The following is a 24,336-nucleotide window of genomic DNA, read 5'->3' on the forward strand; positions in this document are numbered from 1 at the left end:
GTTGACGGGTAACGTCTGCGACCGATGAAGGTCGTCGTCGCTGCCGAGACCCGTGACCATGAACGCCGGGTTGCGCTTGTTCCTGACCTCGTCGGGCGGCTGACCAGCGCCGGCCTGGAGGTCGTCGTCGAATCCGGGGCCGGGCTGGGCGCCCTGCACACCAATGAGGTGTACGAGGCGGCGGGCGCCGCCGTGGCCGGACCGGACGCGCTGGCGAGCGCTGACGTCGTCGTGTCGGTGCAGCCGTTGCCGCCCTCGCGCCTCGCGGGCCTGCGGTCCGGCGCCATCACCGTCTCGTTCCTGCCCGCGACGCAGGAGCTGGACGTCGTCCGCGCCGCCCGCGACGCCGGGGTGACGGCGTTCTCGCTGGAGCTGGTGCCGCGCATCTCGCGGGCGCAGTCGATGGACGCGCTCACGTCGCAGGCATTGGTCGGCGGGTACCGCGCGGTGCTCGTGGCGGCCGAGAAGCTGCCCCGGTTCTTCCCGCTCTCGATGACCGCCGCAGGGACGATCCCGCCGGCCGAGGTGCTCGTGCTCGGCGCCGGCGTGGCCGGGCTGCAGGCCATCGCGACGGCGCGCCGGCTCGGCGCCCGCGTCCAGGCCTACGACGTGCGCGCCGCGTCCGCCGACGAAGTACGCAGCCTCGGCGCGAAGTTCGTCGAGCTCGACCTGCCCAGCCTCGAGGGGTCCGGCGGCTACGCCCGCGAGATGACCGAGGACCGCGCCCAGCTGCAGCGCGACCTGCTGGCGCCGCACGTGTCCGCGTCCGACGTGCTGATCACGACGGCGGCAGTGCCGGGCCGCACCGCGCCGCTCCTGGTGCAGCGGCCCGCCGTCGAGGCGATGAAGCCCGGCAGCGTCGTCGTCGACCTCGCTGCGGAGTCCGGCGGCAACGTCGAGGGCAGCGTCGCGGGCGAGGAGGTCGTCGTCGGCGGCGCGCTGGTGTGGGGTGCGCGGAACGTGCCCAGCCAGCTGCCGGTGCACGCGAGCCGGCTGTTCGCCGCGAACGTCGTCAACCTCGTGCTGCTGATGACGGCCGACGGCAAGGTCACGCCCGACTTCGCCGACGAGATCGTCGACGGCGCCGCCGTCACCCACGACGGCGCCGTCCGGCATGCACCGACCCGCGAGCTGCTGGAGGCCGAGTGACCGAGGGCGTCGCGCTACTGACGGTGTTCGTGCTGGCGGTGTTCGTGGGGTTCGAGGTCGTGTCGAAGGTCTCGTCCACGCTGCACACCCCGCTGATGTCCGGCGCCAACGCGATCCACGGCGTCATCCTCGTCGGCGCGGTCATCGTGGCCGGGACGGCGGACGAGGCCGGCGTGCTGGTGGTCGCGCTGATCGCGGTCGTGCTGGCGACCCTGAACCTGGTCGGCGGGTTCGTCGTCACCGACCGGATGCTGGAGATGTTCGGCGGGAAGCGCGCGGATGCTCCGTCCGCGGCGAAGGAGGGCGGCGAGTGATCCCCGTCTGGGCGCAGGTCTGCTACGTCGTCGCCGCCGTCTGTTTCATCCTCGCCCTCAAGGGCCTCTCGTCGCCGAAGTCCGCCCGGCGCGGCAACCTGATCGGCGCGGTCGGCGCGCTGCTCGCCGTCGTCGTCACGTTCATCGCCTACGACATCGACAACCTCGGCTGGATCCTGCTCGCGGTCGCCGTCGGTGCCGTGCCCGGCGCCTTGGGTGCCCGGCGGGTCGCGATGACGGCGATGCCGCAGCTGGTCGCCCTCTTCAACGGCGTCGGCGGCGGCGCCGCTGCCCTCGTCGCACTGCTGGAGGTGCGGCATTCCGAGCTCCTGAGCGACGGCGCGCTGCTCGCGTCCGCGTTCACGATCCTGATCGGCGCGGTGTCGTTCTCCGGATCCGTCATCACCTTCCTCAAGCTGCAGGAACTGATGACCGGCCGCCCCATCACCTTCCCCGGCGGACCGTTCGTGTTCGGCGGCGTGCTGGTGGCGTCGGTGGGCCTCGGCGTGTGGACGGTCGCGACCGGCAGCATGACGCTGGCGATCATCCTGGCGCTCGTCGGGCTGCTGGCCGGTGTGCTGCTGGTGCTGCCCGTCGGCGGCGCGGACGTGCCGATCGTCATCTCGCTGCTCAACGCGTTCACCGGGCTCGCGGTGGCCGCCGGCGGGTACGTGCTGGAGAACGCGCTGCTGCTGGTGGCCGGCACGCTGGTCGGGGCGAGCGGCACGATCCTCACCCGGGCCATGGCGCGCGCGATGGGCCGCTCGGTGTCGTCGATCCTGTTCGGCGCGTTCAAGGGCGGCTCGTCCGCGGGCGGCGGCGAGGTGTCGGACCGTCCGGTCCGCTCGGCCGGCCCGGACGACGTCGCGATCATGCTCGCGTACGCGCGCAGGGTCATCGTCGTGCCGGGGTACGGGCTCGCGGTCGCGCAGGCTCAGCACACCATCCGCGAGCTGGTCGACCTGCTGGAGAAGCGCGGCGTCGAGGTCGGCTACGCCATCCACCCGGTGGCCGGGCGCATGCCGGGACACATGAACGTGCTGCTCGCCGAGGCGAACGTGCCGTACGAGCAGCTGCTGGAGATGGACACCGCCAACGGCCAGCTGCGCACGGCCGACGTCGCGCTGGTGGTCGGGGCGAACGACGTGGTCAATCCGGCGGCGCGGACGTCGCCGGGGTCGCCGATCTACGGCATGCCGATCCTCGACGCCGACCACGCCGGCGCGATCGTGTTCCTCAAGCGCTCGATGCGGCCCGGGTTCGCCGGAATCGAGAACGAGCTGCTCTTCGACGCCAAGACGACGCTGCTGTTCGGTGACGCGAAGGCGTCGCTGACGGCGCTCGTGACGGCGCTGAAGTCGCTCTGAGCGGGCGTCAGTCGACGACGCCGTAGAGGCGGTCGCCGGCGTCGCCGAGGCCGGGCACGATGTAGCCCTTCTCGTTCAGCCGCTCGTCGACCGCCGCCGTCACCACCGTGACCGGCACGCCCAGCTCGCGCGTCTCCTCGTCCAGGTGCTGCACGCCCTCGGGCGCGGCCAGCAGGCAGACCGCCGTGATGTCGTCGGCGCCCCGGTCGACGAGGAAGTGGACTGCCGCCGCCAGGGTGCCGCCGGTGGCCAGCATCGGGTCGAGCACGTAGCACTGCCGCCCGGTGAGGTCGTCGGGCAGCCGGGTGGCGTACGTGGTGGCCTGCAGGGTGTCCTCGTCGCGGATCATGCCGAGGAAGCCGACCTCGGCCGTCGGCACCAGCCGGGCCATGCCGTCGAGCATGCCGAGGCCCGCACGCAGGATCGGCACGATCAGCGGCTTCGGCGAGCTGAGCTTCACGCCCGTGGTCAACGAGACCGGCGTCTGGATCTCGACGGTGTCGACGCGCGCCTCGCGGGTGGCCTCGTAGGCCAGCAGCGTGACCAGCTCATCGGCCAGTCGCCGGAACGTGGGCGAGTCGGTGCGGACGTTGCGCAGCACGGTGAGCTTGTGCGCGACGAGAGGGTGGTCGACGGCCAGCAAACGCATGCGAGGAACTTATAGGAATACGGGCACGCTCTCGACCAGTTGGGTGCGCTGGTGCTAGCGTCCCCGAGAGTGTGCAGGGGTTGCGTCTGAAGAACGGAGGCAAGATGCCCGAGGGCGCCATAGCCGAGCCCGTCGGCTCGGGTACAGACGATCCCCCATCCGCCGGCGGCGAACTCGTCGCCGATGCCGCACGTCTGCGTCAGCGGGCGGTCTTCCTCCGCGAACTGGCGGAGGCCCGCGCGCTGCTCGCTCGTTCGACCCCCTGGCACGGCCGGACCGCGGGACTGCGCAACCGGCTACGGCAGAGCACGCCCTAGGAACGCTTCGGTCTCCGGACAGGCGCCGTGGTGTCCGACGATGAGGGTGTCGTCGACTTCGTGGTCGTGGTGTACCGCGAGGCCGGACGCTGGCTGGTCGAGACCGCGCCGCGACAGCTCGGGAACGACCTCGGCAAGCTGGTCGACCTGCTGCGCGAGCGGCCGGGCGACGACGGGTCGCTGGCCTTCGTCTCCGTCGACGAGGACTTCTTCTACGCCGTCCGGCTGATCGGCGGCGACCTGCGGATGCTGCTGTCCGACGTCACCGCCGCGACCGACTGGCCGATGGCCCGCGACGTCGTCGAGCGGCTCGGGCTGCCGTACCCGGACGATGACGACCCGGTGCAGCCGGCCGGCGATCTGACGATCTTCGCCGACCTCGGCCTCGACCCGATGTCGCTGGCCGCGATCTGCGACGACATCGACACCTACCCCGACGAGCTGCTGCTACGCATCGCCGCCCGGGCCGGCTTCGGCCCACAGCTCGACGACGTGCTCCCCTAAATGCCGCCGCGCAACCGCATGGCCGCCGCGACGCGGTCGACGGCGAGCGCGTAGCCGGCCTGCCGGTAGCTGCAGTGGTGCTCCTCGCTGAACTCCGCGACCTCGGTGAACGTCCGCTCGATGCGTCCGCGCAGCTCCGTCGCCAGCCGCAGCTCGTCCCACGGCACGCCAGCGACGCCCTGTGCCCACTCGGCGTACGCGGCGATGGCCGCGCCGCCGCCGGCCAGGAGGTCGGGCACGACCCGCACCCCGCGCGCGTCGAGGACGGCGTCGGCCTCCGGCGTGACGGGGTGCGCGGCGCCCTCGACCACGATGCCCGCGCGCACGCCGTCGACGTTGAACGCCGTCAGCACCTCGCCGGTGGCCGCCGGGATCAGCACGTCGCAGTCGAGCGTCAGCAGCTCGTCCGGCGCGATGCGCTGCAGCGGCGCCCGGGAGTCGGCGACGGAGTACCCGGCGGCGGTGGCGCGCAGCAGCTCGGGGACGTCCAGCCCGCGCTCGTTCAGCACCGTGCCACCGGCGTCGCCGACCGCGACCACCCGCACGCCGCGCACGAACAGCTCGCGCGCCACCCACGAGCCGACGTGGCCGAAGCCCTGGATCGCCACGCGCTGCGCCCCGAGGTCGATGCCCCAGCGCCGGGCCGCCGCCTCGAGCACGTACACCAGCCCTCGCCCGGCCGCGGCGTCGCCGCCTGGCACGCCGCCGAGGCCGAGCGGCTTGCCCGTGACCACGCCGGGCGCGTGCCCGTGCCGGCTTCCGTACGCGTCGAGGAACCAGGCCATGACGCGCGCGTCGGTGTTGAGGTCGGGCGCGGCGATGTCGAGCCGCGGCCCCATGACGTGGCTGACGGCCAGCGCGTAGCGCCGCGTGAGCGCCTCCAGCTCCGTCGTCGAGTAGTCGGACAGGTCGATCAGCAGGCTGCCCTGGGCGCCGCCGAATGGCAGGCCGTGCAGCGCCGAACGCCACGTCGTCAGCGACGCCAGTGCGCGGGTCTGCTGGAGGTCGGCGCGCGGGTGGAAGCGCAACCCGCCGAAGTACGGCCCGCGGGCGGCGTTGTGCTGGACGCGGTACCCCTGCACGACGGCGATGCTGCCGTCGTCGCGGCGCAGTGGCAGCTGCACGCCGAGCTCGCGGTCGTGCAGCTTGAGCAGCTCGTTCACGCCGGGACGGAGTTCGAGCTGCTCGGCCGCGCGGTCCACCGAACCGGCCACGGCGATGTCGGGGGTGAGGCCGCGGTCGATCATCGAGAGGGAGGTGAGGGTCATGGAATCTCCCGTAAAGCGAACGCTCGTTCTTCTAAGTGTGCATCGGTGAGACGTGTGTCGTCAAAGCATCCTGTGTCGTTCCTGTGGCCACGCTGAGAAGGCCGGCCGCGTAGGGTCTGGGGCATGTTCGCGGGACCGGCCGGCCGCCGCCACGAGCCGCTCATGCGCCTCGCGCTGGCCGAGGCCGAACTGGCGCCGTCGACCGGCGACGTCCCGATCGGGGCCGTCGTGGTCGATGCGGGCGGCGCCGTGCTCGGCCGCGGCCACAACCGGCGCGAGGCCGACGCCGACCCGACGGCGCACGCGGAGGTGCTGGCGCTACGCGCCGCGGCGGCCGTGGCCGGCGCGTGGCGGCTGGAGGGGTGCACGCTGGTCGTCACGATGGAGCCGTGCTCGATGTGCGCCGGCGCGCTCGTCCTGGCCCGCGTCGACCGGTTGGTCTACGGCGCGCCCGACCCCAAGGCGGGCGCCGTCGGCTCGCTCTGGGACCTCGTCCGTGATCGCCGGCTCAACCACCGCCCGGAGGTGGTGTCCGGCGTCCTCGCCGACGAGTGCGGCGCGCTCGTCCGCGAGTTCTTCGCCGCCCAGCGGTGACTTAACATTCATTTATGTATGATACATAGATGAATGTTGACCCCGGCCGGTTCTACGGGCGGCGGGCGCTGCTCACCCGGCTGGGCCGCGAGCTCGCGCAGGTCGCCGCCACGGGCCGCGGCCGCATGCTCGCCGTGCGCGGCCGGCGGCAGGTCGGCAAGTCGCGCCTGCTGACGCACTTCGTCGAGACGTGCGGGCGGCCGTACCTCTACACGACCGCCGTCAAGAACGCCTCGCCGAGCGTGCAGCTCGCCGGCCTCACCCGCGACGCCCTCGCGTCGACGACGCCGCTCCCGGAGGCGTCCGCGGTGTTCGCCTCGCCGCCGGCGTCGTGGGACGAGTTCTTCGGCCTCCTCCGGCTCACGCTGCAGCGGTCGCCGGCGGTCGTGGTCGTCGACGAGTTCCCCTGGGCCGTGCAGGCCGACCCGACGCTGGAAGGGACGCTGCAGAACGCCTGGGACCGCACGCTCGAGAACCTGCCGGTCCTGCTCGTGGTCGTGGGGTCCGACGTCGCCATGATGGAACGGCTGACCGAGCACGACCGCCCGCTGTTCGGCCGCGCCGGCATCGTCGTCGTCCAGCCGTTCGACCCGTACGAGTGCGCGGAGCTGCTCGGCCCGGACCGCACCGCGGTCGCCGCGTTCGACGCGCACCTCGTCACCGGCGGTTACCCACGGCTGCTCGGACGGCTGGCCGCCTCCGGCACGGCGGAGGATTTCGTCCGCGAGCAGCTGGCGGACGAGACCTCCGACCTCGCCGTGCTGGCGCAGCTCGCCCTCGACGCCGAGTTCCCACCCGACTCCCAGGCCCGCCGGATCCTCACCGCCATCGGCAGCGCCGAGGCCGGCCCGGTCACGTTCTCGCGGGTCACCCAGACCATCGACGGCGACACCGCGACCGTGCAGACCGCGGTCACCCGGGGCCTGAAGGTCCTCGCGGGCATCGGCGGGGTGGTCGCGGTCGACCTGCCCGCCGGCGCGGCGCCGAACAGCCGGCTGCGGCGGTACCGCGTCGCCGACCCGTACCTGCGGTTCTGGTTCCGGTTCGTCGGACCCCAGCTGGCCAACATCGCCCGTGGACGCGGAGACCTCGCGATCGACGCGTTCGGCCGCGGCTGGCCGTCGTGGCGGGGCAAGGCGATCGAGCCGGTCGTCCGTGCCGCCGTGCTGCGGCTGGCGCCCGACCTCGGGCCGCTGAACGACGCCGACGCCGTCGGGGGCTGGTGGAACCGCGACAACTCGACGGAGGTCGACCTCGTCGCGGCGCATGGCCCGCTGGTCCGGGCGGTCGGGTCGGTCAAGTGGCGGACGACCACGCCGCTGACCGCCGCCGACGCCGCCGCCCTGCGCAGTGCCCGCCACGTCCTCCCGGGCGCCGACGCCGCCGCCCTCGTCGCCGTGTGCCCGGCCGGCGCGGCCGGCGACGCCGACGTCGATCTCGTCCTCCGCGCCGACGACCTCCTCGCCGCCTGGGCCGTCCGCACCTCATGATCTCGACGGCCCGCTCGATTTCCTACAGCCCCCGAGGCTCCGGTACCCTCGACGGCGGTAGCGTGTCCGAGCGGCCTAAGGAGCACGCCTCGAAAGCGTGTGTGGGGGCAACTCCACCGTGGGTTCAAATCCCACCGCTACCGCCAGCCGAAGGGCCCCACTCGCGTCACCGGTGGGGCCCTTCGTCGTGCCGGCGCTCCGGACCACGTCAGACCAGCTCAGTCGCCCCCACCTGGTCGCCCTTCTAGCCTGGTGGGAGCTCCATGACGAGGGGGACGGCCATGGCTGGGCACGAGAACATCGCCATCGATCCGAGGCTCGAGGACCTCTACAAGGACCTGCACCGGCATCCGGAACTCGGCTTCCAGGAGCATCGCACTGCTGGAATCGTCGCGGATCGGCTACGGGCATCCGGGTTCGACGTGACGACCGGCATCGCCACCACCGGGGCCGTCGGCATGCTGAGGAACGGATCAGGCCCGACTGCTCTGCTCCGCGCCGACATGGACGCGCTTCCGGTCAAGGAGGACACCGGGCTGGACTACGCCAGCACGGAGACCATGACTGACGCGAGCGGCGCGACCGTTCCGGTCGATCACGCGTGCGGCCACGATCTGCACACGACCTGCCTCCTGGGCGCCGCCGACGCGCTCGCCGCCGACCGGACGAGCTGGTCGGGCACGCTGCTGGTGGTGTTCCAGCCGGCCGAGGAGCTCGGCGCGGGGGCGCAGGCGATGGTGGACGACGGCCTGTACGACCGCTTCCCGAAACCCGATGTCGTCCTCGGCCAGCACGTGGCACCGTTGCCGGCTGGCAAGATCGCGGGGCATCCCGGCGCGTCCTACGCGGGCTCGGACTCCTTGCGCGCGCGACTCGTCGGCCGCGGTGCACACGGGTCGATGCCCGAGGCCTCGATCGATCCGATCGTGATGGCGGCCGAGACGGTCCTGCGGCTGCAGACCGTGATCTCCCGCGAGATACCGAGCACCGCGACGGCCGTTCTCACCGTCGGCTCGATCCATGCCGGCGACGCCGCCAACGTGATCCCCGGAGCGGCCGAGCTGCAGCTGAACATCCGCAGCTACGACACAGGGGTGCGCCAGCGCATCCTCGACAGCGTCGACCGCATCGTCCGCGGAGAGGCCGCGATCGCCGGCGCGGCCGAGGAGCCCACCATCACCGAGATCGAACGGTTCCCCGTCGTCGTCAACGACCCCGCGGCCCTCGGCCGGACCCTGGACGCGTTCGCCGCATGGCTCGGACCGGACAACATCCTCGACCCCGGCGCCGGTGCGGGCAGCGAGGACGTCGGCATCCTGGCGACGAGCGCCGCCGCACCCTTGTCCTACTGGTTGCTCGGTGGCACCGACCCGGCGCTGTTCACGACCGGCGACATGACCGATCCCGCCCTCCTCACCGTGCCGTCCAACCACTCGCCCCACTACGCCCCCGTCGTCCAGCCGACGCTCACGAACGGCGTCACCGCACTCGTCACCGCGGCCCGCACCTGGATGCCGTCGGCGTAGTGTGCGGGTAGCTCCGCCCTGTCACGCCCCGCACCCGCCGTCGCCGCCACGTCGCGCTCACCTGTTCGTTACGCCACCAGGCCCGTCGCACTTTAGGCTCAATGCCTGCCGCGACGTGGGTCGCCGGGGACGAGGGACGGGGGGTGCGGCGTGACCGTCGACTCGCTCAACGTCTTCCTGCTCGCCGGCGCCCTCGTGCTCATCGCCGCCGTCGTCGCCGTCCGGGCCAGCGTGAAGCTGGGACTGCCCAGCCTCGTGCTGTACCTGCTGATCGGTGTCCTCATCGGCGAATCCGGTCTGGGCGTCCAGTTCTCCGACCCCGACCTCGCGCAGTCGTTCGCCTACGCCGCACTCGTCGTCATCCTGGCCGAGGGCGGCCTGACGACGCACTGGGACGAGGCGCGGCCGGTGTTCGGCATCGGGCTGTCGCTCGCGACCGTCGGCGTGGTGGTGAGCACGGCGGTGGTCGCGGTCATCGGGCACTTCCTGCTCGGGCTCGACTGGCTGCCGGCGATCCTGCTCGGCGCGATCTTCGCCCCCACCGACGCCGCCGCGGTGTTCTCGACGCTGCGGCGGCTGCCGTTGAGACGGCGGGTGTCCGGCGCGCTGGAGGCCGAGTCCGGTCTCAACGACGCGCCGGCCATCGTGCTGGTGACGATCCTCAGCACCGGATACGGCTCCGGCGAGGGGTTCCTGCTGATCGGGCTGACGGTCGTGTACGAGCTGATCGGCGGCGCCGCGCTGGGCTACGTGGTGGGGCGGGTGGGTGCGGCCATCCTGCGCCGGACCGCGCTGCCGGCGTCCGGGCTGTACCCGCTGGTCGTGCTGACGCTGACGGTGCTGGCGTACGCCCTCGGCGCGTTCGCGCACATGAGCGGGTTCGCGGCGGTGTACATCGCGGCGCTCGTGCTGGGCAACTCGCAGCTGCCGCACCGCGCGGCCACGCGGTCGTTCGTCGAAGGGCTGGCGTGGCTGGCGCAGATCGGGCTGTTCGTCATGCTCGGCCTGCTGTCGTCGCCGTCGGACATGCCGGGCGCGTTCGTCACGGCCGTCGTCGCGGGGGCGGCGCTGACGTTCATCGCGCGGCCGATCTCGGTGTGGGCCGCGACGGCGCCGTTCATGATGTCCATCCGCGAGAAGGTGTTCGTGTCGTGGGCCGGGCTGCGCGGTGCGGTGCCGGTCGTGTTCGCGACCATCCCGCTGGCCGAGGGCGTCGAACGGGCCGAGTGGCTGTTCGCCGTCGTCTTCATCGTCAGCGTCCTCTACACACTGATCCAGGCGCCGACGCTGCCGTGGCTGGCGACGCGGCTCGGCATGGTGCCGACCTTCCCGACCCGCGACGTCGAGGTCGAATCCGCGCCGCTGGAACGCCTGGACGCCGACCTCATCCACGTCCGCGTGCCGCCCGGCTCGAAGCTGCACGGCGTCGAGATCGGCGAGCTGCGGGTGCCGCCTGGCGTCGGCGTCGCGCTGATCGTCCGCGGCGACACGTCGATGGTGCCCGGCCCACGGACCAAGCTGCAGCAAGGCGACGAGATCCTCATCGTCGCGCCGCGGGCACTGCGCCGCGCCACCGAGGCCCGGCTGCGCGCCGTCGGACGGCGCGGCCGGCTGGCCGGCTGGTTCGGCGAGCGCGGCGGGGCCGACCCGGACGAGGACGACTGACGCGCCCGCGTCAGGGCGCGGCCTGGCAGGGCGGCAGCTCGGCCGACGGCGTCGGCGGCGGCGCCGCGGGATCGGCCAGCGCCTCGAACGTGTCGCCGAGCACGAGGTCGATGGTCGCCTCGGTGCGCTCGTCGGGCACGTACACGGCGCCGGGCACCAGGGTCGCGACGAGTTCGGCGGCGGCCTGGTCGTCCGGCCGGGACCGCACCTCCGCCGTCCCGGCGATGGACCGGCTCAGCGGGTCGTTGTCGACGTCGACAACGGTGAAGCCGCGGTCGCGGACCTGCCGGGCGACCGCCGACGCGAGCCCGCTGCGGTCGGTGGCGTTGTAGACGTTCACCTGCACGTCCGCCGGTGCCGGCGCGGACGTCGGCACGCCCGGTGCGCACGGCTGGCCGGTGGCGCCCGCGGCGCCCGGCTCCTCGTCGTCGACGACGTTGGCCCAGCTGTACCAGGCGGCCCCGATGACCACACCGATCAGGACCAGCAGCGTCACGGAGGTGCGGATGCGCCGCCAGTGATGCCGGCGTGCGCTCTCCTCCTCGGTGAGCTGCTCATCCTCGAACGCCATGGGTGCTCCGGGGTCGGCGGCGGTGCCGCGGGACAGGGGTGTGGGGTGATCTGGTCAGCCTAATGTGCAGGTGCCGTTTCCGCAGGTCATGCCTCGGCGTCGGGTACCAGGAGCACGCGGGCGTGGATGACCGGCCGCTGTTGCAGCGCCGCGCGGAGCGCACGGTGCAGCCCGTCCTCGAGGTACAGCTCGCCGCGCCACTCGACCACGTGGGCGAAGAGGTCGCCGTAGAACGTGGAGTCGTCGGCCAGCAGGGTCTCGAGGTTCAGCGTGCGTTTGGTGGTGACCAGTTCGTCCAAGCGGATCTGGCGCGGGGGAAGCTCGGACCACGCCCGCAGACCCGTGTCGTGCTCGGGGTAGGGCTTGCCGTCTCCGACGCGCTTGAAAATCACCTAGCGCAGTCTAAACTGCGGGCGTCGTTTTGCCTGGCATATGCCGCACGACGTGCGAACGCGGCCGACGAGAGCTCGCCGGCCGCGTTACACGGGTCCAGGGTCAGCAGTACGCCAGCCTGGTATTCGAGCAGTTGCGCAACTGGCCGGTGGTCATCCCGGCGGTCCTCCGCGAAGTCGTAGGTGTACGTCTTCTTGTCGATCGCGCCCTGGTCGGGACCGCTGTCGCGGTGCTGCCAGCCGCTGGAGGTCGATGGCGACTCGCGCCAGACGCGCGTTCGTGTACTCCAAGCTCGGTCGGACAGCTGCTCGGAGTGTGCCGGCGTTCAGGGCTACGTCAGCCTGACGTCAGCTCGGCCAGCCGCCGCGCGAGGTAGCGGCGCTCGCCGTCGTTGCCGGCCGCCGCCAGCGCCGCGCGGTACTGCGTCGCGGCGGCCGCATGGTCACCGGCCCGGCGGAGCAGGTCCGCGCGGGTCGCGGGCAGCAACGGGTAGCCGACCAGCTCGGCCGCGACGGCGTCGACCTGCGCGAGCCCGGCAGCCGGGCCGTCCGCCATCGCGACCGCGACCGCCCGGTTCAGCCGGACCACCGGCGTCGGCTGGTGCTCCAGCAGCTGGTCGTAGAGCCGGACGATGCGCGGCCAGTCGGTGTCCTCGGGGCGCGTAGCGACGGCGTGACAAGCGGCGATCATCGCCTGTAGCTGGTACGGGCCGGGACGTTCCCGCGTCAGCGCCCGCTGGAGCAGTGCGACGGCGCCGGCGATGGCCGGGCGGTCCCAGCGGCCGCGGTCCTGCTCCTCCAGCGGGACCAGCTCACCGTCCATGCTGGTGCGCGTCGCGGCGCGGGCGTCGTGCAGGCGGAGCAGCGCGAGCAGGCCGAGCGGCTCGGGCTCGCCGGGCAGCAGCTCGGTCACCAGGGCGGCCAGCCGGAGCCCTTCGCGGGTGAGCTCCGGCCGCGTCAGGCCGTCGCCGCTCGTGGCGCCGTAGCCCTCGTTGAAGAGCAGGTAGACGACGCCGAGGACCGCGTTCGTGCGCTCCGGCAGTTCCGCCGGCGGCGGCACGCGGTACGGGATCGCGGCGGCCCGGATCTTGCCCTTCGCCCGGACCAGCCGCTTCGCCATCGTCGCCTCGGGCACCAGGAACGCCCGCGCGATCTCCGCCGTCGTCAGGCCGGTCAGCGTGCGCAGCGCCAGCGCGACCTGCGCCTCGAACGCCAGCGCCGGATGGCAGCACGTGTAGAGGAGCCGCAGCCGGTCGTCGTCGAGGCGTTCTCGCGGCCCGCCCGGCGGCTCGTCCGGCCGCCCCACCGGGGACCCGCCTGATCCCTCGCCCGCCGTCGCCGCCAGCAGCCGCAACTTCGCATCGCCGGTCTTCGCGCGGCGCAGCCGGTCCAGCGCCCGGCGCCGCGCCGTCGTCGTCAACCAGGCGCCGGGCCGGTCCGGGACGCCGTCGCGCGGCCAGGTCTCCAGCGCCGCCGCGAACGCGTCGGCGGCGGACTCTTCGGCGAGGTCCCAGTCGCCGGCCCACGCGATCAGCGTCGCGACGACGCGGCCCCACTCGTCCCGGAACGCTGCGGCGACGGCGGCGCCGACGTCCGCCCCGGCGCCTTCCGCCGGTGCGGCGTTGGTCTCGGCGCTGTTCGCGTGGCCGGCGTGCGCCCCGGCGCCGTTCGCCTGGCCGACGTGGTCCGCGGGGCCGGCGTGGTCTCCGGCGCCGTTCGCCTGAGTCACGTCCTCCACGTTCGCCTCGCATCGCTCGCGTCGACGTTGGCATGACCCGCCCGGATCGGGAGGGATCCCACCCTACGGGCGGGCACTGACACCCTTGCGTCGTTCATCGAAGCGGACGGATCTCGACCTGCCCGAACCGGGCGGCGGGATGGCCGGCGGCGATCTCGACCGCCTCGTCCAGGTCGGCGCACTCGATCACCGCGAAGCCGCCGATCTGGTCCTTCGTCTCCATGAACGGCCCGTCCGTGCGCAGCACATCGCCATCGCGCACCCGCACCGTCGTCGCCGTCCGGCTCGGGTGCAGGCCCTCGTGCGCCCGCAGCACGCCGCGTCGCTCCAGGTCGGCCATCCAGGCGTCGAACCGGCGCCGCCCGTCGCCGTCGGCGATGTCGGGCTCGCGCTCCTCGTCGGCGCTGATCAGCAGCAGGTACCGAATCGGCGGGCTCATGGTGTCCATCGTGCGCCATACCGTTCGTCGTGGGGTCGACCCGTCGCTACTTCGAGGAGCAACCGATGTTCACCACCACGTCCGCCGACGGCACCACGATCGCCTACGACCGCTCCGGCTCCGGCGCCCCGATCGTCTTCGTCTCCGGCGCGTTCAACGACCGGCACACGCTGGCGCCCGTCGCCGCCGAGCTGGCCTCGTCCCACACCGTCGTCTGCTACGACCGGCGCGGCCGCGGCGACAGCGGCGACACCGCCCCCTACTCCGTCGACCGTGAGATCGACGACCTCGCCGCCGTTCTGGCCTCGGTCGGCGGATCGGCGGCTGTGTTCGGCTTCTCGTCCGGTGCGAACCTCGCCCTGCTCGCCGCCTCTCGCGGCGTCGCCGCGTCCGCGCTGGTCCTGTACGAGGTGCCGTTCGCGCTGACGGCGGAGGATCGGCGGCCTGCCGACCTGCCCGCGCGGCTGGCGGCGCTGATCGCGGCCGGGCGTCGCGCCGACGCCGTCACGACGTTCCAGCTGGAGGGGATCGGGCTGCCGCCGGAGATGGTCGCCGGGATCAGGCAGTCGCCGTTCTTCCCGCAACTGGAGGCGATCGCCCCGACCGTCGTCTACGACGCCACCCTCACCGCGCCCCCGTACGACCAGCCGAACCCGGAGATGCGCGCGGTACAGGTGCCGGTGCTGGTCCTGACCGGCGCGGAAACCTGGCCGGTCCTGCGGCGGACGGCCGAAGCCCTGCCGTCCCTCCTGCCCGACGCCCGCTACCTCACCGTTCCCGGTGGCGCCGACCACAGCATCTCCCCGCCCGACACCGCCGCTGTCGTGCGGGATTTCCTGCTTGGCGGAGGATAGGGGATTCGAACCCCTGAGGGATTGCTCCCAACACGCTTTCCAAGCGTGCGCCCTAGGCCACTAGGCGAATCCTCCGCCGGAGAGGTTATCGGACGAGGGCGCTCCGGCTGAAATCGGAGCGGATGTGAAGCGTCGCCGCGGACCACGTACACTGGCAGCCGACCCCTCGCGTGGCGGCACCCCGCCTAACTCCCCCAGGGCCGGAAGGCAGCAAGGGTAAGTGGGCTCTACCGGGTGCGCGAGGGGTCCTTTCACGTCCGCGATGGGAATCTGTCGGTGCGGACGACTAGGGTTCGCAAGGTGTCGTCGCTCGCTCTGTATCGCACCTATCGGCCAGGCCGGTTCGCTGACGTGGTCGGGCAGGAGCATGTCACCGTCCCGCTGATGCGAGCGCTGGCCAACGACCGCGTCCACCACGCCTACCTGTTCTCCGGCCCGCGCGGCTGCGGCAAGACGTCGTCGGCGAGAATTCTGGCGCGGTCGCTGAACTGCGAGAAGGGCCCCACCGACGAGCCGTGCGGGCAGTGCCAGTCGTGCCTCGACCTCGCGCCGAACGGTTCCGGCAACATCGACGTCGTCGAGCTCGACGCCGCCACGCACGGGTTGGTCGACGACGCGCGCGACCTGCGTGAGAAGGCACATTTCGCGCCGGTGTCGTCGCAGTTCAAGATCTACATCATCGACGAGGCTCATCAGCTCGGGCCGGGCGCGGCGAACGCGCTGCTCAAGCTGATCGAGGAGCCGCCGGCGCACCTGAAGTTCATCTTCGCCACCACGGCGCCCGACAAGATCATCGGCACCATCCGGTCGCGCACGCACCACTACCCGTTCCGGCTCATCCCGACGAAGACGCTGCAGCAGAACCTCGGCTGGATCTGCGAGCAGGAGGGTGTGCCCATCGAGCCCGCCGCGCTGGCGCTGGTCGCCCGGGCCGGCGCCGGGTCCGCGCGCGACGCCCAGTCGATCCTCGGCCAGCTCATCGCCGGTGCGGGCGACGACGGCGTGACGTACGACCTCGCGGTGGCGCTGCTGGGGTTCACCGACGCCGCCATGCTCGACCAGGTCGTCGAGGCCGTGTCGGCAGGCGACGGGCGCTCCGTCTACGCCGCGGTCGACCAGGTCATGGACGCCGGGCACGACCCGCGCCGATTCCTCACCGACCTGCTTGAGCGGTTCCGCGACCTCATCGTCCTGCGCGCCGCCCCCGACGCCGTCGCCGAGGGCCTGCTCGACCTGCCACCCGAGCAGGCCGAGCGCATGGCCATCCAGGCGTCGCAGTTCGGTCCGTCCGACCTCGTCCGGCTCGCCGCCGTGGTCGACGAGGGCATCACCGCCATGAAGGGCGCCACGCCGACTCGGCTGCAGCTGGAGCTGGTGTGCGCGCGGCTGCTGCTGCCCGGCGCCGACGACACCGTGTCCGGCATCCAGGCCCGCCTCGACCGCGTCGAGCGACGACTGACCGGTGCCGAGCCGCTGCCACCGGCGGAGGCTGCTCCGGCTCCAGCTCCGGCGCCGGTCGCCGAGGCGGCGCCGGGCGCTTCCCAGCGGGCGGCCGCGTTCGCCCGGGTCGGCCCGCCTGCCGAGGCTTCGACGACGCCAGCGGTCGCTCCGCCCGCGGCGGCCGAACCCCGCACCACTCCGCCGGCGGCGACCGAGTCCTCCGCCGCTCCGCCGGCGCCGGCCGGGCCGGAATCGTCAGCGCCCGTCGCGCCGCCGGTCGAGCCGACACCGAGCACGCCGCCAGCGGAACCGCCCGCCGACCTTGCACGGCCGGCGCCCGACCCCGAGCCGGCCGCGGTCGAACAGGCGGCCGTGCCAGAACAGCCGACGGCGCCCCCGGCCGGCCAGTCGCCGCCTGCCCAAGCACCGCCGGCGGCGCCGCCCGCCCCGTCCACACCAGCTACGCCGGCCGCACCATCCGCACAGGCGGCGCCACCAGCGCAGACCGCACCGGCCGAGCCGGCGACCGGTGCGCAGCCCATCCCGTCGGCAGGCGCGTCCGGTGCCACCGGCGGCGTCGCCGACCTGCGCCGCATGTGGCCGGAGGTGCTGGTCCGGCTCAAGGAGATCAAGCGCACCCCGTGGAGCCTGATCTCCCAGGAGTCGGTCGTCTCCGACGTGTCCGACGGCGTGCTGACGCTGGCTTTCCGCCAGCCGACCCTGCGCGACACGTTCGCCCGCCGCGCGGACTTCCAGGAGAGCCTGCAGCAGGCCATCAAGGACGTCCTGCTGCTCGACCTGCGCGTCGAGGCCATCGTCGACCCGTCCGCGGACCCGTCGGCGCAGAACCGCGCCGCACCCGCAGCGCCGTCCGCCCGGTCCGCACCCGCGCCTCGGCCCACGCAGCCGGGCCCGCCGGCCGCCGCTGAACCGCAGGCGCCCCCGCCGGCGACCGACGACCCCGGCCCCAGCGACCCCGGCCCCGGCGACCCCGGCCCCGGCGACCCCGGTCCTGGGCGGGCCGCCGCGGCCAAGGCAGCAGCTCGCCGGGTCCAGGGGCAGGCCGGTGCTCCGGCCGCAGCCGGGGCCGCCGCACCGTCGCACCGGACGGCGACCGACGACGACGCCGACCCCGACGACGAAGACCTGGCCGACGACGGCGTGTCCGAGCGCGAACTGCTCGAACGGACCCTCGGCGCCACCGTCATCGCGGAGATCGAGCACGAGTGATCAGGTCGTCAACGCACCTGGTCAGATCGGGCCGGGTCGGTGACGTAGGCTCGCTGTGACCATGTGCCATGACAAGACCCCACGTGGGTGAGGAGGCAGCCGTGTTTCCGCCTGGTTCCGAAGGCTTCGACATGAGCCAGCTGCTGCAGCAGGCCCAGCGCATGCAGGAGCAGCTCCTCTCCGCCCAGCAGGACCTCTCCGAGGCCGAGGCCACCGGCAGCGCCGGCGGCGGGCTGGTCCGGGCCACCGTCACCGGTGCCGGCGAGCTCACCGACCTGCAGCTGGACCCGTCCGTCGTCGATCCCGACGATGTCGAGACTCTGGCCGACCTCATCATCGCCGCGGTCCGCGACGCGCACGCCGAGATCCAGCGTCGCGCCAACGAGCAGCTGGGCTCGATCAACGACGATGTCGCCGGCCTGCTCGGCGGTGCCGGCGGCGCGGCCAACCCGCTGGCCGGCCTCTTCGGCGGCGGCGCGCCCGGCGCCCCCGGCGCGCCGGACACCCCGACCGCCCCCGGCACCATCCGGGGCGAGATCGAGGGCGACGACCGCCCGTCCGGCCAGGGCTAGCCGAGGCCGTCGTGTACGAGGGCGTCGTCCAGGACCTCATCGACGAGCTGGGGCGGTTACCCGGCGTCGGGCCGAAGAGCGCCCAGCGCATCGCGTTTCACCTGCTCGCCGCCGACGCCGACGACGTCCGGCGGCTGGTTTCCGCGCTCACCGAGGTCAAGGAGAAGGTCCGGTTCTGCACGGTGTGCGGCAACGTCGCGCAGCAGGAGCAGTGCCGCATCTGCCTCGACCCGCGCCGCGACCTGTCCGTGCTCTGCGTCGTCGAGGAGCCGAAGGACGTCGTCGCCATCGAGCGCACGCGCGAGTTCCGCGGCCGCTACCACGTGCTGGGCGGCGCGATCAGCCCCATCGAGGGCGTGGGGCCCGACGATCTGCGGGTGCGAGAGCTGATGACGAGACTGGCCGACGACACCGTGCAAGAGATCATCCTGGCCACCGACCCGAACCTCGAAGGCGAGGCTACGGCGACGTATCTGGCCCGGATGATCAAGCCAATGGGGTTGCGCGTCACGCGGCTGGCCAGTGGACTGCCTGTGGGCGGTGATCTCGAGTACGCCGACGAGGTCACTCTGGGCCGCGCATTCGAGGGACGGAGACTGCTGGATGTCTAGCGCTGTTGCACGACCTGCCGACGACCCTGCCGCCGAGTACGGTGATTTCGCCGCGGAGATCGCCGACCAGATCGAGAGCTTCCTGCTGGCCATCCGCGAGATCGCCCGTGGCGCCGACCCCGGCAGCACGCTGTCGCTGCTGCTCCTCGAGGTCAGCCAGCTGTGCCTTGCCGGCGGCCGCCTCGGCGCCATCAGCGATGTCGTGCCGGATGAGCGGTTCGAGCCTGACGCGGGTCCCGACGCCGACGTCGACGAGCTGCGGTTGCGCATCGCCGCCCTGCTCGAGCCGGTCGACGGCTACGTCGAGGTGGTCGACCCCGTCGACCCCGAGCGCGGCGCCACCGGGTTCCGGCTCTCCGACGACCTCGCCAGCATCGCCCAGGACCTCCTGCACGGCCTGACGCACTACAAGGACGGCCGGGTCATCGAGGCGCTGTGGTGGTGGCAGTTCTCCTACCTGTCCTCGTGGGGCGCGACGGCAGGCTCGGCGCTGCGGGCGCTGCACTCGCTGATCGCCCACACCCGCCTCGATCACCACGACGAGCAGATCGAGGTCGCGCACGAGGCGCTGCTCCCCGTCGAGGCCGAACTCTGAACATCTTGTCCCGCGATCCGGACGTCTCGGGGCACAGCCAGCAGGTCGCCTAGACTGCCAGGGGCACTGAAGGCTGTGGGAGGAGTGTGCCGTGGGGCTGGTTGTGCAGAAGTACGGAGGTTCTTCCGTCGCTGACGCCGCGGCCATCAAGCGGGTGGCGCAGCGCATCGTCGCCACCAAGAAGGAAGGCCACGAGGTCGTCGTGGTCGTCTCCGCCATGGGCGACACGACCGATGAGCTGCTCGATCTCGCACAGCAGGTCTCGCCGCTGCCGCCGGTCCGCGAGCTGGACATGCTGCTCACGTCCGGTGAGCGCATGTCGATGGCGCTGCTGGCCATGGCCATCGGCGACCTCGGCCACGAGGCCCGGTCGTTCACCGGCAGCCAGGCCGGCGTCATCACCGACTCCGCGCACGGGCGGGCCCGCATCATCGACGTCACGCCCGGCCGCATCCGCCAGGCGCTCGACGGCGGCGCCATCGCCATCGTGGCCGGCTTCCAGGGCGTCAGCCAGGACAGCAAGGACATCACGACGCTGGGCCGCGGCGGCTCCGACACCACGGCCGTCGCGCTGGCGGCGGCGCTCGACGCCGACGTGTGCGAGATCTACACCGACGTCGACGGCGTCTTCAGCGCCGACCCTCGCATCGTGCCGACCGCGCGCCGTCTCCCGAACATCACGTACGAAGAGATGCTCGAGATGGCCGCCTGCGGGGCGAAGATCCTGCACCTGCGCTGCGTCGAGTACGCGCGCCGTTACGGCATCCCGATTCACGTGCGATCCAGTTTCTCGACGCTCACCGGCACGTGGGTGTCCGATTCCCAGGGAAGCGAGCAGGCCGACATGGAGCAGCCGATCATCTCCGGCGTCGCGCACGACCGCAGCGAGGCGAAGATCACGGTCGTGGGCGTCCCCGACAAGGTCGGCGAGGCGGCCACGATCTTCAGCTCGGTCGCCGCCGCCGACGTCAACATCGACATGATCGTGCAGAACGTCTCGGCCATCGACACGAACCGCACGGACATCTCGTTCACGCTGCCGGCCAGCGACGGGCGCAAGGGCGTCGAGGCGCTGACGGCCATCCAGGACACGGTCGGCTTCGAGTCGCTGCGCTACGACGACGGCATCGGCAAGGTGTCGCTGATCGGCGCCGGCATGCGCAGCCACCCGGGCGTCAGCGCGAAGTTCTTCAGCTCGCTGGCCGACGCCGGCGTGAACATCGAGATGATCTCGACCTCCGAGATCCGCATCTCGGTGGTGGTCCGCGCCGACGACGTCGATGCCGCGGTCACTTCCCTTCACCGGGCTTTCGACCTCGATGCCACCCAAGTCGAGGCGGTCGTGTACGGGGGGACCGGGCGATGAGCGACAACCGTCCCACCCTCGCCGTCGTCGGGGCCACCGGCGCCGTCGGCACCGTCATGCGCGACATCCTCTCGACCCGCCAGAACGTCTGGGGCGAGATCCGGCTCATCGCGTCGGCCCGGTCGGCCGGCCGCCGGCTCACCGTCCGCGGTGAGGAGGTCGAGGTCCAGGAGCTGACCGCCGACGTCTTCGACGGCGTCGACGTCGCCATGTTCGACGTCCCCGACGAGGTGTCCGCCGAGTGGGCGCAGGTCGCCGTCGACCGCGGCGTCGTCGTGGTCGACAACTCCGGCGCGTTCCGCATGGACCCCGACGTCCCGCTGGTGGTGCCCGAGGTCAACGCGCGCATGGCCCGCAACCGCCCGCGCGGCATCATCGCGAACCCCAACTGCACGACGCTGTCGATGATCGTGGTGCTCGGCGCGCTGCATGCCGAGCTGGGGCTGACGGCGCTGAACGCGTCGTCGTACCAGGCCGCGTCCGGTGCCGGTCAGGCCGGCATCGACACCCTGCACGACCAGCTCAACAAGGTCGCCGGCAACCGGGAGCTGGGCACCCACCCGGGTGACGTCCGCCGCGTCGTCGGCTCCGACCTCGGGCCGTTCCCGGCGCCGCTCGCGCTGAACGTCGTCCCGTGGGCCGGGTCGTTGAAGAACGACGGCTGGAGTTCCGAGGAGCTGAAGATCCGCAACGAGTCGCGGAAGATCCTCGACCTGCCCGACCTCAAGGTCTCGGCGACGTGCGTCCGGGTGCCGGTCGTCACCACCCACTCAGTGGCCATGCATGCCACGTTCGAGAACGAGGTCACCACCGAGCGGGCCTGGGAGATCCTGCGCGACGCCCCCGGCGTCGTGCTGTACGACGATCCCGCCCGCGGCGAGTTCCCGACCCCGGCCGACGTCGTCGGCACCGACCCCACCTGGGTCGGCCGCATCCGCCGTTCGCTCGACGACCCGAACTCGCTCGACCTCTTCGTCTGCGGCGACAACCTGCGCAAGGGCGCGGCGCTGAACACCGCGCAGATCGCCGAGCTGCTGGCGGCCGAACTCACCACCGCCTGACGGCGGGCCCGTCAGGGCGCCGGCCGCACCGCCGCGAGCGTGGCCGGCCCGCCGTTCGTCCATGTGCCGGTCAGGACGTGATCGGCGTCCGGCTCGGCGCCGACGACGCGGACGACGATGAGGTCGAGGCCACCGGTTCGCACGACGGTGGTCGGGCCGTCGTCGTACGGGGTCAGCGGCGCGTCGGCGGGCAGTACGGGGTTTGCGCCGTCCGCACTGCCGCTGCCGGTGACGCGGGCGGACGGCTCGCGCGGGACCAGGTCGCCGTCGACGTCGACCAGTTCCTCGGCCTGCGGCGCGCCGGTCAGGGCGGCGCTGGCGAGCGCCGCGACCCAGACCGGATCGGCGCACCCGTCGTAGACCCAGCGGGTGCCGAGGACGGAGTGCTCCATGGTGCCGACGAGCGCGTGCTCGGCGCCGGCCAGCGGGGCGCCGCGGTAGCTGAGCGGCACGTGCAGCACCGCTCCGCCGTCAGTGCGCAGCAGGTGCGCCTCGAGGCCGACCTCGCCGGCGGGGTCGTCGTACCGGTAGGCGCCGGCCGCCTCGAATCCCGTGGCGCCGTTGGCCCACGGCCGGTCCGGCAGCCACGTCGCCAGCAGTTCCAGCTTGCCCGGCCGCAGCGTCGCGCGGTGGATCAGCGCCATCGTCAGGCCAGCTTCGCCTTGACGGCGGCGGCGACCTTGCTGCCCTCGACCCGGCCGAGGACCTGCGGCTGCACCAGCTTCATCACCTTGCCCATGTCGCGCGGCGTCTCGGCGCCGGTCTCGGCGATGGCGGCCGTGACGATGGCGTCGAGCTCCGTGTCGGTGAGCGGCTGCGGCAGGTACTCGGCGATGACGGCGGCCTCGGCATCCTCGTTCTCGGCGCTGTCGGCGCGGCCGCCGGTGCGGAACGCGTCGGCCGCCTCGCGCCGCCGCTTGACCTCACGGGTCAGCAGCGCCGTGACCTCGTCGTCGGTGAGCTCACGGGCGGCCGAGCCAGCCACTTCCTCGGTGCCGATGGCGGCGAGCACCATGCGGAGCGTGGCCTTGCGCACGTTGTCCTTGGCGCGCATCGCCGCGGTGAGGTCGGTACGGAGTCGGTCCTTGAGGGCTGCCATGCGCCTAGTCTGCCTCAGCCGCCGTGCGACGGCGGCAGGCCCGGCGCCGAGCACGGCGCGGGCGTCGGCTCCGGTTCGGGCAGCGCGGTGGTCGGCGGCTCGGTGAGCGCCCGCGGCCGCAGCGTCATGGCCGCGACGGCGCCGACGGCAAGGAGGCCGGCGCAGACGCCCATCGCGATGCGGTAGGCGTCGGTGAGCAGCTGCGGGTCCTCGTACGCGGCGCCGGACAGCCCGGCGATGGCGGGCAGCGCGGCGACGGCGAGCAGTCCGGCCGCGCGGGCGACGCCGTTGTTGACGCCGCTGGCGACGCCGGCCAGGTGCTGCGGCGCCGACGCCATGACCGTCGCCGTCAGCGTCGGGACCAGCGTCGTGAGGCCGACGCCGAGCAGCGTCACGCCCAGCAGGACGTCGGCCAGATAGCTGTCGCCGTCGCCGACCGTCACCAGGAGCGCCACTCCGACCGCGCCGCACAGCGAGCCGATGACCAGCGGCGGCCGGATGCCGAAGCGCTTCGCGAGGTCGGCGGACCTGCCGGAGAACAGCAGCATGAGGATGGTCGTCGGCACCGTCGCGATACCGGCCTCGAGCGGCGACCAGCCCAGCGTCACCTGCAGTTGGATCACGATGAAGAACATGACGCCGGACAGCCCGGCGTAGACCGCGAACGTCATGAGGTTGATGCCGCTGAACGTGCGATCGGAGAACAGCGACAGCGGGACCATCGGGTGCGCGGCCGTCCGCTCGCGGTAGAGGAACCCGGCCGCCGCCGCGAGGGACAGCACGACCATGCCGACGTTCAGTGTGGACGCACCGTTCTCTGGCCAGCTGATCAGCGCGTACGTGCTGGCTCCGAGCGCGACGGCCCCGAGCGCCGCCCCCGCGACGTCGAACCGGCCGCCGGCCTCCTCGTCGCGGCTCTCGGGGGCGCTGACGGCGATCAGCCACACCGTGATGGCGGCCAGGGGGACGTTGATGGCGAACACCCAGCGCCAGTCGTACTCCAGCAACCAGCCGCCGAGCAGCGGGCCGAGCACGCCGGAGACGCCCGTGAGGCCGGCCCACGCCCCGATGGCCCGTGGCCGGTCGTCGGGGTGCATGGTGGTCTGCAGGATGGCCAGCGCGCCCGGCGTCAGCAGCGCGCCGCCGATGCCCTGCAGCGCCCGCGCCGCGATCAGCACCTCGACCGTCGGCGCCAGCGCGCACAGCACCGACGCCGCCGTGAACCACACGACGCCGACGAGGTAGACGCGCCGCCGGCCGAGACGGTCGCCCAGGGAGCCGCCGAGCAGGATGAGCGCGGCCAGCGTCAGCGTGTACGCGTTCACCGTCCATTGCAGGGCCGCGAGGGTCGCGTCCAGCTCGCGGCCGATGGTCGGCAGCGCGACGTTGACCACGGTGCTGTCGAGGAACGCCATGCCGGACCCGAGCGCCGTCGCGGCGAGCAGCGCGCGGCCGCGCGGAGTGGCGAGGCGTACACCGTCGCTCATGGTGAAGGAGAGTACCCGGGGCGTCCGACTGTGGGATT

General features: G+C 72.8%; 25 protein-coding genes, 2 tRNA genes and 1 other RNA gene. 18 read left to right on the plus strand and 10 right to left on the minus strand.

What is annotated here, in order from left to right:
* Positions 1-24: 24 nt before the first annotated feature.
* From ACW62_RS10040 to ACW62_RS10050, 3 genes are read left to right on the plus strand one after another with little or no spacing between them, the layout of a single operon-like run.
* Complete coding sequence (locus ACW62_RS10040; RefSeq protein ID WP_053203948.1) at positions 25-1,149, plus strand: NAD(P) transhydrogenase subunit alpha; 1,125 nt, start codon at positions 25-27, stop codon at positions 1,147-1,149.
* Positions 1,146-1,463 carry an NAD(P) transhydrogenase subunit alpha part 2 gene (locus tag ACW62_RS33930; RefSeq protein ID WP_053203949.1) on the plus strand — a complete coding sequence of 106 codons (318 nt, stop codon included), beginning with the start codon at positions 1,146-1,148 and terminating at the stop codon, positions 1,461-1,463. Before ACW62_RS10040 ends, ACW62_RS33930 begins: the two co-directional genes overlap by 4 nt.
* Positions 1,460-2,830, plus strand: coding sequence for an NAD(P)(+) transhydrogenase (Re/Si-specific) subunit beta (locus ACW62_RS10050; protein WP_053203950.1), 1,371 nt, complete (start codon positions 1,460-1,462; stop codon positions 2,828-2,830). The genes ACW62_RS33930 and ACW62_RS10050 overlap by 4 nt, the downstream gene beginning before the upstream one ends.
* Before the next feature lie 7 nt (positions 2,831-2,837).
* Here the strand turns inward: ACW62_RS10050 and upp are convergent, their stop codons facing one another.
* Positions 2,838-3,479: a uracil phosphoribosyltransferase gene (gene upp, locus ACW62_RS10055; RefSeq protein ID WP_053203951.1), complete on the minus strand. Its 642-nt coding sequence runs from the start codon at positions 3,477-3,479 to the stop codon at positions 2,838-2,840.
* Positions 3,480-3,583: 104 nt separating this feature from the next.
* On the opposite strand from upp, the gene ACW62_RS33935 reads away from it, so the two are divergent.
* Both ACW62_RS33935 and ACW62_RS10060 read left to right on the plus strand, forming a co-directional pair.
* The gene (locus tag ACW62_RS33935) at positions 3,584-3,796 is read left to right on the plus strand and encodes a hypothetical protein (RefSeq protein WP_157574601.1); all 213 of its coding nucleotides are present in this window, start codon (positions 3,584-3,586) and stop codon (positions 3,794-3,796) included.
* A gap of 30 nt (positions 3,797-3,826) precedes the next feature.
* On the plus strand, positions 3,827-4,300 hold the full coding sequence (locus ACW62_RS10060) for a tRNA adenosine deaminase-associated protein (protein WP_083459591.1): 474 nt from the start codon (positions 3,827-3,829) through the stop codon (positions 4,298-4,300).
* Here the strand turns inward: ACW62_RS10060 and ACW62_RS10065 are convergent.
* Positions 4,297-5,568 (minus strand): Glu/Leu/Phe/Val family dehydrogenase, encoded by a 1,272-nt coding sequence (locus tag ACW62_RS10065; RefSeq protein WP_053203953.1) that lies wholly within the window; start codon positions 5,566-5,568, stop codon positions 4,297-4,299. The genes ACW62_RS10060 and ACW62_RS10065 overlap by 4 nt on opposite strands.
* A 123-nt stretch (positions 5,569-5,691) precedes the next feature.
* Here ACW62_RS10065 and tadA point away from each other — a divergent pair, with 123 nt between their 5' ends.
* The 5 genes from tadA (at position 5,692) to ACW62_RS10090 (ending at position 10,843) form a co-directional block, all read left to right on the plus strand.
* Positions 5,692-6,162, plus strand: coding sequence for a tRNA adenosine(34) deaminase TadA (tadA, locus tag ACW62_RS10070; protein ID WP_240477283.1), 471 nt, complete (start codon positions 5,692-5,694; stop codon positions 6,160-6,162).
* Between the two features lie 29 nt (positions 6,163-6,191).
* Complete coding sequence (locus ACW62_RS10075) at positions 6,192-7,652, plus strand: ATP-binding protein (RefSeq protein WP_053203954.1); 1,461 nt, start codon at positions 6,192-6,194, stop codon at positions 7,650-7,652.
* A 56-nt stretch (positions 7,653-7,708) separates the two neighbouring features.
* Positions 7,709-7,798: transfer RNA gene (locus tag ACW62_RS10080), tRNA-Ser, on the plus strand.
* Positions 7,799-7,933: 135 nt separating this feature from the next.
* Positions 7,934-9,178 (plus strand): amidohydrolase, encoded by a 1,245-nt coding sequence (locus ACW62_RS10085; protein WP_053203955.1) that lies wholly within the window; start codon positions 7,934-7,936, stop codon positions 9,176-9,178.
* A 150-nt stretch (positions 9,179-9,328) separates the two neighbouring features.
* A complete protein-coding gene (locus ACW62_RS10090) occupies positions 9,329-10,843 on the plus strand; it encodes a potassium/proton antiporter (protein WP_053203956.1) in 1,515 nt (504 codons plus the stop codon).
* Positions 10,844-10,853: 10 nt separating this feature from the next.
* On the opposite strand, the gene ACW62_RS10095 is transcribed toward ACW62_RS10090, so the two are convergent.
* The 4 genes from ACW62_RS10095 to ACW62_RS10110 all read right to left on the minus strand — a co-directional run bounded on the left by ACW62_RS10095 (position 10,854) and on the right by ACW62_RS10110 (position 13,971).
* Complete coding sequence (locus ACW62_RS10095) at positions 10,854-11,414, minus strand: LytR C-terminal domain-containing protein (RefSeq protein WP_053203957.1); 561 nt, start codon at positions 11,412-11,414, stop codon at positions 10,854-10,856.
* 86 nt (positions 11,415-11,500) lie between these two features.
* Entirely contained in the window at positions 11,501-11,806 is a 306-nt protein-coding gene (locus tag ACW62_RS10100; RefSeq protein WP_053203958.1) for a type II toxin-antitoxin system VapB family antitoxin, read from the minus strand.
* A gap of 337 nt (positions 11,807-12,143) precedes the next feature.
* The gene (locus ACW62_RS10105; protein WP_083459592.1) at positions 12,144-13,535 is read right to left on the minus strand and encodes an RNA polymerase sigma factor; all 1,392 of its coding nucleotides are present in this window, start codon (positions 13,533-13,535) and stop codon (positions 12,144-12,146) included.
* Between the two features lie 103 nt (positions 13,536-13,638).
* A complete protein-coding gene (locus tag ACW62_RS10110) occupies positions 13,639-13,971 on the minus strand; it encodes a YciI family protein (RefSeq protein WP_053204045.1) in 333 nt (110 codons plus the stop codon).
* A 77-nt stretch (positions 13,972-14,048) separates the two neighbouring features.
* Here ACW62_RS10110 and ACW62_RS10115 point away from each other — a divergent pair, with 77 nt between their 5' ends.
* The gene (locus ACW62_RS10115; protein ID WP_053204046.1) at positions 14,049-14,837 is read left to right on the plus strand and encodes an alpha/beta fold hydrolase; all 789 of its coding nucleotides are present in this window, start codon (positions 14,049-14,051) and stop codon (positions 14,835-14,837) included.
* Here the strand turns inward: ACW62_RS10115 and ACW62_RS10120 are convergent.
* Positions 14,825-14,912, minus strand: a tRNA-Ser gene (locus ACW62_RS10120). The two genes, ACW62_RS10115 and ACW62_RS10120, sit on opposite strands and share 13 nt — an antisense overlap.
* Positions 14,913-14,994: 82 nt before the next feature.
* On the opposite strand from ACW62_RS10120, the gene ffs reads away from it, so the two are divergent.
* The 7 genes from ffs to ACW62_RS10150 all read left to right on the plus strand — a co-directional run bounded on the left by ffs (position 14,995) and on the right by ACW62_RS10150 (position 21,712).
* An RNA gene (gene ffs / locus ACW62_RS33085) (signal recognition particle sRNA small type) lies at positions 14,995-15,091 on the plus strand.
* Between the two features lie 46 nt (positions 15,092-15,137).
* Positions 15,138-17,507, plus strand: a complete 2,370-nt coding sequence (locus tag ACW62_RS10125; RefSeq protein WP_053203959.1) for a DNA polymerase III subunit gamma and tau — start codon at positions 15,138-15,140, stop codon at positions 17,505-17,507.
* Positions 17,508-17,638: 131 nt separating this feature from the next.
* On the plus strand, positions 17,639-18,079 hold the full coding sequence (locus ACW62_RS10130; protein ID WP_205629255.1) for a YbaB/EbfC family nucleoid-associated protein: 441 nt from the start codon (positions 17,639-17,641) through the stop codon (positions 18,077-18,079).
* A gap of 11 nt (positions 18,080-18,090) precedes the next feature.
* Positions 18,091-18,690 (plus strand): recombination mediator RecR, encoded by a 600-nt coding sequence (recR, locus tag ACW62_RS10135; protein ID WP_053203960.1) that lies wholly within the window; start codon positions 18,091-18,093, stop codon positions 18,688-18,690.
* Complete coding sequence (locus ACW62_RS10140) at positions 18,683-19,285, plus strand: DUF5063 domain-containing protein (RefSeq protein ID WP_083459566.1); 603 nt, start codon at positions 18,683-18,685, stop codon at positions 19,283-19,285. The genes recR and ACW62_RS10140 overlap by 8 nt, the downstream gene beginning before the upstream one ends.
* A 91-nt stretch (positions 19,286-19,376) precedes the next feature.
* Positions 19,377-20,651, plus strand: a complete 1,275-nt coding sequence (locus ACW62_RS10145) for an aspartate kinase (protein WP_053203961.1) — start codon at positions 19,377-19,379, stop codon at positions 20,649-20,651.
* Positions 20,648-21,712 carry an aspartate-semialdehyde dehydrogenase gene (locus tag ACW62_RS10150; RefSeq protein WP_053203962.1) on the plus strand — a complete coding sequence of 355 codons (1,065 nt, stop codon included), beginning with the start codon at positions 20,648-20,650 and terminating at the stop codon, positions 21,710-21,712. Before ACW62_RS10145 ends, ACW62_RS10150 begins: the two co-directional genes overlap by 4 nt.
* 11 nt (positions 21,713-21,723) lie before the next feature.
* Here ACW62_RS10150 and ACW62_RS10155 read toward each other — a convergent pair whose 3' ends face one another.
* Genes ACW62_RS10155 through ACW62_RS10165 form a run of 3 tightly spaced genes read right to left on the minus strand, consistent with a single transcriptional unit; the run spans position 21,724 to position 24,298 of the window.
* Positions 21,724-22,356 carry a CG0192-related protein gene (locus ACW62_RS10155; RefSeq protein ID WP_053203963.1) on the minus strand — a complete coding sequence of 211 codons (633 nt, stop codon included), beginning with the start codon at positions 22,354-22,356 and terminating at the stop codon, positions 21,724-21,726.
* Between the two features lie 2 nt (positions 22,357-22,358).
* Positions 22,359-22,811: a GatB/YqeY domain-containing protein gene (locus ACW62_RS10160; RefSeq protein WP_053203964.1), complete on the minus strand. Its 453-nt coding sequence runs from the start codon at positions 22,809-22,811 to the stop codon at positions 22,359-22,361.
* Positions 22,812-22,825: 14 nt separating this feature from the next.
* A complete protein-coding gene (locus tag ACW62_RS10165) occupies positions 22,826-24,298 on the minus strand; it encodes an MFS transporter (RefSeq protein ID WP_053203965.1) in 1,473 nt (490 codons plus the stop codon).
* Positions 24,299-24,336 lie beyond the last annotated feature (38 nt).

The sequence above is a fragment of the Jiangella muralis genome (assembly GCF_001270745.1).
Lineage (GTDB): Bacteria > Actinomycetota > Actinomycetes > Jiangellales > Jiangellaceae > Jiangella > Jiangella muralis.

Excerpts from the sequence above, each read along its gene's own strand:
- ACW62_RS10040 (WP_053203948.1), top strand. The coding sequence starts at position 25 with ATGAAGGTCGTCGTCGCTGCCGAGACCCGTGACCATGAACGCCGGGTT.
- upp (WP_053203951.1), bottom strand. The coding sequence starts at position 3,479 with ATGCGTTTGCTGGCCGTCGACCACCCTCTCGTCGCGCACAAGCTCACC.
- ACW62_RS33935 (WP_157574601.1), top strand. The coding sequence starts at position 3,584 with ATGCCCGAGGGCGCCATAGCCGAGCCCGTCGGCTCGGGTACAGACGAT.
- ACW62_RS10065 (WP_053203953.1), bottom strand. The coding sequence starts at position 5,568 with ATGACCCTCACCTCCCTCTCGATGATCGACCGCGGCCTCACCCCCGAC.
- tadA (WP_240477283.1), top strand. The coding sequence starts at position 5,692 with ATGTTCGCGGGACCGGCCGGCCGCCGCCACGAGCCGCTCATGCGCCTC.
- ACW62_RS10075 (WP_053203954.1), top strand. The coding sequence starts at position 6,192 with ATGAATGTTGACCCCGGCCGGTTCTACGGGCGGCGGGCGCTGCTCACC.
- ACW62_RS10085 (WP_053203955.1), top strand. The coding sequence starts at position 7,934 with ATGGCTGGGCACGAGAACATCGCCATCGATCCGAGGCTCGAGGACCTC.
- ACW62_RS10095 (WP_053203957.1), bottom strand. The coding sequence starts at position 11,414 with ATGGCGTTCGAGGATGAGCAGCTCACCGAGGAGGAGAGCGCACGCCGG.
- ACW62_RS10115 (WP_053204046.1), top strand. The coding sequence starts at position 14,049 with ATGTTCACCACCACGTCCGCCGACGGCACCACGATCGCCTACGACCGC.
- ACW62_RS10130 (WP_205629255.1), top strand. The coding sequence starts at position 17,639 with ATGAGCCAGCTGCTGCAGCAGGCCCAGCGCATGCAGGAGCAGCTCCTC.
- ACW62_RS10140 (WP_083459566.1), top strand. The coding sequence starts at position 18,683 with ATGTCTAGCGCTGTTGCACGACCTGCCGACGACCCTGCCGCCGAGTAC.
- ACW62_RS10150 (WP_053203962.1), top strand. The coding sequence starts at position 20,648 with ATGAGCGACAACCGTCCCACCCTCGCCGTCGTCGGGGCCACCGGCGCC.
- ACW62_RS10155 (WP_053203963.1), bottom strand. The coding sequence starts at position 22,356 with ATGGCGCTGATCCACCGCGCGACGCTGCGGCCGGGCAAGCTGGAACTG.
- ACW62_RS10160 (WP_053203964.1), bottom strand. The coding sequence starts at position 22,811 with ATGGCAGCCCTCAAGGACCGACTCCGTACCGACCTCACCGCGGCGATG.
- ACW62_RS10165 (WP_053203965.1), bottom strand. The coding sequence starts at position 24,298 with ATGAGCGACGGTGTACGCCTCGCCACTCCGCGCGGCCGCGCGCTGCTC.